The organism is Planomonospora algeriensis (genome assembly GCF_977012225.1).
Genome location: NZ_CDRNDK010000463.1, coordinates 1 through 4,853 on the forward strand (window position 1 = coordinate 1; position 4,853 = coordinate 4,853).

The 4,853-nt window shown below is 75.0% G+C and carries 5 protein-coding genes; 4 read left to right on the forward strand and 1 reads right to left on the reverse strand.

From position 1 onward, the window contains the following. Window positions 1–576: glycosyltransferase (locus ACWJ6R_RS30295; protein WP_449065499.1), on the forward strand; the 576-nt coding region annotated here is incomplete at its 5' end. On the opposite strand, the gene ACWJ6R_RS30300 is transcribed toward ACWJ6R_RS30295, so the two are convergent. Then, entirely contained in the window at window positions 510–1,496 is a 987-nt protein-coding gene (locus tag ACWJ6R_RS30300) for a lysylphosphatidylglycerol synthase domain-containing protein (RefSeq protein WP_449065500.1), read from the reverse strand. The genes ACWJ6R_RS30295 and ACWJ6R_RS30300 overlap by 67 nt on opposite strands. A 102-nt stretch (window positions 1,497–1,598) precedes the next feature. Between ACWJ6R_RS30300 and ACWJ6R_RS30305 the strand changes: the two genes are divergently transcribed. The 3 genes from ACWJ6R_RS30305 (at window position 1,599) to ACWJ6R_RS30315 (ending at window position 4,597) form a co-directional block, all read left to right on the forward strand. After that, on the forward strand, window positions 1,599–2,453 hold the full coding sequence (locus ACWJ6R_RS30305) for a methyltransferase domain-containing protein (protein WP_449065501.1): 855 nt from the start codon (window positions 1,599–1,601) through the stop codon (window positions 2,451–2,453). Continuing rightward, entirely contained in the window at window positions 2,450–3,379 is a 930-nt protein-coding gene (locus ACWJ6R_RS30310; protein ID WP_449065502.1) for a lysylphosphatidylglycerol synthase domain-containing protein, read from the forward strand. The genes ACWJ6R_RS30305 and ACWJ6R_RS30310 overlap by 4 nt, the downstream gene beginning before the upstream one ends. Before the next feature lie 123 nt (window positions 3,380–3,502). Then, window positions 3,503–4,597, forward strand: a complete 1,095-nt coding sequence (locus tag ACWJ6R_RS30315) for a sugar phosphate nucleotidyltransferase (protein ID WP_449065503.1) — start codon at window positions 3,503–3,505, stop codon at window positions 4,595–4,597. Window positions 4,598–4,853: the final 256 nt, after the last annotated feature.

Sequence of the window (4,853 nt, forward strand, 5' to 3'; positions counted from 1 at the left end):
GGGGCGCGGGAGCGGGCCGAGCCGGGCCCCGGCCGGCAGGTGCGCCGGCGGCTGCTCTTCTTCGGGCTGGTCCGGCCGTACAAGGGGCTCGACGTGCTGATCCGGGCGCTGCCCGAGGGCGTCGCGCTCCGGGTGGCCGGGGAGTTCTGGGGCGGGCAGGAGGAGACGGAGGCGCTGGTCGCCGAGCTCGGGCTGACCGATCGGGTGGAGCTGCGGCCGGGCTACGTGGCCGCCGAGGACGTGCCGGGCCTGTTCGAGGACGTGGACGCGCTGGTCCTGCCCTACCGCGGCGGTACGGCCAGCCAGCAGGTGTGGCTCGGCCACGAGCAGGGCGTGCCGGTGATCGCGACGAGGGTGGGCACGCTCGGCGACCACGTCACCGACGGGGTGGACGGCCTGCTGGCCGAGCCGGGCTCGGTGGAGTCGCTGCGCGAGGTCCTGGCGCGGTTCTACGCGCCGGGCGAGCCGGAGCGGCTGCGCGCCGGGGTGAAGGCCGTGGACCCCGGGCCCTACTGGGCGGCGTACGTCGAGGCGCTGGTCTCGGCGGCCTCTCCCGGTGACCCCGGGGAGGACTGAGCGGCCCGGCGGCCGAGCAGGAAGCCGATCGCGGCCCAGGCCACGTCGGTGAAGGTGAAGGCGAGGCGGGAGAGCACGGCGACGACCACGGCGTTGCCCGTGCCGACCGAGGGCGCGAGCACGAGGACCATCGCGCCCTCGCGCACGCCCACGCCCGCCGGGACGAACGCGGCGAGCAGGCCGCTCGCCCAGGCGAACGCGTAGGCCCCGGCGCCGAGCAGGTAGGCGGACGGGGAGAGGTCGCCGGTCAGGTCGCCGATGACCAGCCAGGCGTGCAGGCCGTAGACCAGCCAGCCGGAGACCGTCCACGCCACGGCGCCCAGCAGGGCGCGGCCGGGCAGCACCTGGTCCAGCGGCTCCCTGCGGGCCAGGCGCAGGACCAGGTTCAGGCCCCAGGTCAGGACCCTGGGGTGCAGGCAGACGGCGATCACCGGGATGACCAGGGCGAGGTACCACGCCTGCTCGGCCACCGACCGGGCGGTGAACGGCAGCGTGGCGGCTGCCAGCGCGACCGCGCAGCCGAGCGAGACCACCAGGGCGATCGAGGTGCCGCTGAAGGTGCGCCGGGGCGGGCAGCCGTGGTCGCGACCCAGCTCCATCATCGCGGCGTAGGCCCAGACCGACCCGGGGACGTACTTGCCGAGCTGGCCGACGAAGAGCACCCGCGCGGCCACCCCGAGCGGGAAGGCGGAGCCGAGCCCGGCGACGACCCGCTGCCAGGCGACCATCATCAGGCCGGCCCCGGCCATCACCGCCGTGAACGCCCCGGCGGGCGACCACCACGACAGGCGGGCGAGCGCGGAGACGGTGCCGTCCCAGTTGCGGTGCAGGCCGTACCCGGCGAAGGCCAGGGCGACCAGTGCCAGCAGGACCCGGAGCGGGCGGCTGGACCGCAGGCGGCTGAGCAGACGGCTGAGCATCCGCTCAGGGTACGACGTGGAGGTTACCCGGCGGTAGGGTCGCGGCTCGCCGGTAGCCTTGGGCACCGCGCGCAAGCAGGCGGACGAGGAACGGTGGAGCGGATGGCGACGGGCAGGGCGGGTGCGGAGCGGCAGGCGCAGCTGGAGTACTCCGAGTTCCAGGCGGCGATGCTGGACGAGGAGAAGCGCCGCAGGAAGGCCGCGAAGATCGTGGCCGTGCTCGGCCACTTCCTCGGCCGGGACACCGACGTGCTGAAGGGGCTGACCGTCGCCGACATCGGCTGCTCGGCGGGGTTCATCGCCGACGAGCTGGCGGACGCGGGCGCGGCCCGGACGTTCGGCGTGGACATCGACGTGCCGGGCCTGCGCAAGGCGGCCGCGCGCTTCGGCGAGCGGGTGGAGTTCGTCTGCGCCGACGGCACCGCGCTGCCCTTCCCCGACGGCTCGATCGACGTTCTGGTCTTCAACCACATCTACGAGCACGTGGTCGACCCCGACGCGATCATGGCGGAGATGCGCCGGGTGCTGTCCGACGAGGGCGTGCTCTACCTGGGCCTGGGCAACCGGCTCGGGGTGATGGAGCCGCACTACAGGCTGCCGTTCCTGTCCTACCTGCCGCCCGCGCTCGCCGACCGCTACGTGCGCCTGTCCGGCCGGGCCGACAGCTACTACGAGCGCTACCGGACCCGGCGCGGCCTGCGGAAGATGGTCCGCGGCCTGCGGGTCTGGGACTACACCTTCCCGGTGCTGGCCACCCCGGCGGCCTTCGCCGGCTCCGAGCTGTTCCCCGGCGCCGTCGGCCGCGCCGCCGAGGCCGTGCTGTCCCGGCTGCCCCGCGCGGTGCTGCGCGCCCTGCTGCCGGTGGTGCCGACCTACCTGTGGGTGGCGACCAAGAGCGCCCGGCGCCCGGCGGGAGCGCGCCTGCCGCAGCCGCCCGACCCGGTCGTCCCGCGGTGAAGCGGCTGGTCCGGATCGCGTTCCTGCTCCTCGCGCTGGGTTTCGGCGCGTGGGCGGTGGCGGGCCAGTGGGAGGACGTGCGGGCCGGGTTCGCCCGGCTGTCGTGGACGGCACTGGCGCTCTCGGTGGTCGCGGTGGTCGCGGCGCTGGGCGGCGGGATGATGACGTGGCGGGCGCTGCTGGCCGACCTCGGCTCGCCGCTGCCGGCCCGTCCCGCGGCGAAGGTCTTCTTCGTCGGCCAGCTCGGCAAGTACATCCCCGGCTCGCTCTGGCCGGTCGTCGCCCAGATGGAGATGGGCCGCGAGCTGGGCGTGCCCCGGTCGCGCAGCGCCGCGGCGTTCTTCCTGACGATGCCGGTCCAGCTCGGCAGCGGGCTGCTGGTCTCGGCGGTGACGCTGGCGGCCGCGCCGCCGGGCTCCGCGGCGCCGTACGCGTGGGCGTTCCTGCTGGTGCCCGTGCTCGCGGTGGCGCTCGAACCGCGGGTGGTCAACGCGGTCATCGGGTTCGGGCTGCGCAGGCTCGGCCGCGAGCCGCTGGAGCGCCCGCTCACCCGGCGCGGGATGCTCACCGCCCTGGGCTGGGCGCTGCTCGGCTGGACCGCGTACGGCCTGCACCTGGCCGCGATCCTGTACGAGCTGGGCCCGTCCGGCCCGTCGGTGGCGGTCTTCTCCGTCGGGGCCTTCGCGCTCTCCTGGTGCCTGGGGATCATGACGTTCGTGGTCCCGGCCGGGGCCGGGGTGCGCGAGGTGGCGATGGTCGCGGTGCTGGCGCCCGTGCTGGACCGGGGGTCGGCCATCACCGCGGCGCTCTGCTCGCGGATCGTGATCGTCCTCGGTGACCTGGTCTGCGCGGGCGCGGCCGGGCTGGCGGCCCGCCGTACGGAGGATCCGGGCGCCCTGGCGACCAGCGAAAAGACACGTGATTGATCCCACGATTCCGGGGACTCTCCCCGTAGGGTGAAGCGGAGCGGAAGGGCCGGATCCCGCGCGGTCGGCGGTGGGACCGGTTCTTAATCAACGCGCTGTCGAATAGTGGGCTAACCTCTCGGAATGGCGGAGACCCCTTTGTCGGATCTTGAGGCGATCCTCCTCGTCGGAGGACAGGGGACGCGGCTGCGTCCCCTGACGCTGGGCACCCCCAAGCCGCTGCTGCCTACGGCGGGGGTCCCCTTCCTGGCGCACCAGCTCGCGCGGGCCCGCTCGTTCGGGGTGGGCCGCATCGTGTTCGCCACGTCCTACCGGGCGGAGATGTTCTCCGACGCCTTCGGGGACGGCTCGGCGTTCGGGCTCTCCATCGAGTACATGACCGAGGAGACCCCGCTCGGCACCGGCGGCGCGATCCGCAACGCGGCCGAGGCGCTGACCTGCGGCCCGGACGCGCCCGTGCTGGTGCTCAACGGCGACATCCTGTCCGGGCACGACATCGGCGACCAGGTCGCCCGGCACGTGTCCCGCGGGGCCGCCGTCACGCTGCACCTCACCGAGGTCGAGGACCCCTCGCGGTTCGGCTGCGTGCCGACCGACGAGGAGGGGCGGGTCACCGCCTTCCTGGAGAAGACCCCGAACCCGGTGACCAACCTGATCAACGCGGGCTGCTACGTCTTCACCCGCTCGGTGATCGCCTCCATCCCGGCGGGCCGGGTCGTCTCGGTCGAGCGGGAGACCTTCCCCGGGCTGATCGAGGACGGGGCCCTGGTGCTCGGCTACGCCGACGCGTCCTACTGGCTGGACGTGGGCACCCCGGCCGCCTTCGTCCAGGGCTCCCGCGACCTGGTCCTCGGCCGGTTGGCCTCGCCCGCACTGCCCGGCCCGCCCGGCGACTTCCTCGCGCTGCCCGGCGCGATGATCTCGCCCGAGGCCAAGGTCTCCGGCGGGTCGGTGGTCGGCGCCCGCGCGGTCGTGGAATCCGGGGCCCGGATCACCGGGAGCGTGCTCGGCGACGACTGCGTGGTCCACGCCGACGCGGAGGTGGTCGACTCGGTGGTCGGCATCGGGGCCCGCGTCTCGTCCGGGGCGATCCTGCGTGACGTGGTCATCGGCGACGGCGCCGTGGTCGGCGCCGGCAACGAGCTCCTGGCGGGCAGCCGGGTCTGGCCGGGGGTCGTGCTCCCGGAGTGCGCGGTCCGCTTCTCCAGCGACGTCTGAGCGGCGACGATGGGCCTCAGCGCCGCCGCCCTCGCCCCCTCCGGACGGCACCGGTGAGCGTCACCGTGTCTCTGCGGCGGTCCGGGGGGCACCGGTGAGCGTCTCCGCGCCGGAGCGGGGCCTGCGGCCGGACGGGCCGCTCGACGTCGAGCTGGTGCTGCGGCCGTGCCGGCGCGGGAGCGGCGACCCGACCTGGCGGAGGACGCCCGACGGCGCGGTCTGGCGGACCAGCCGGACGCCCGACGGCCCCGGCACC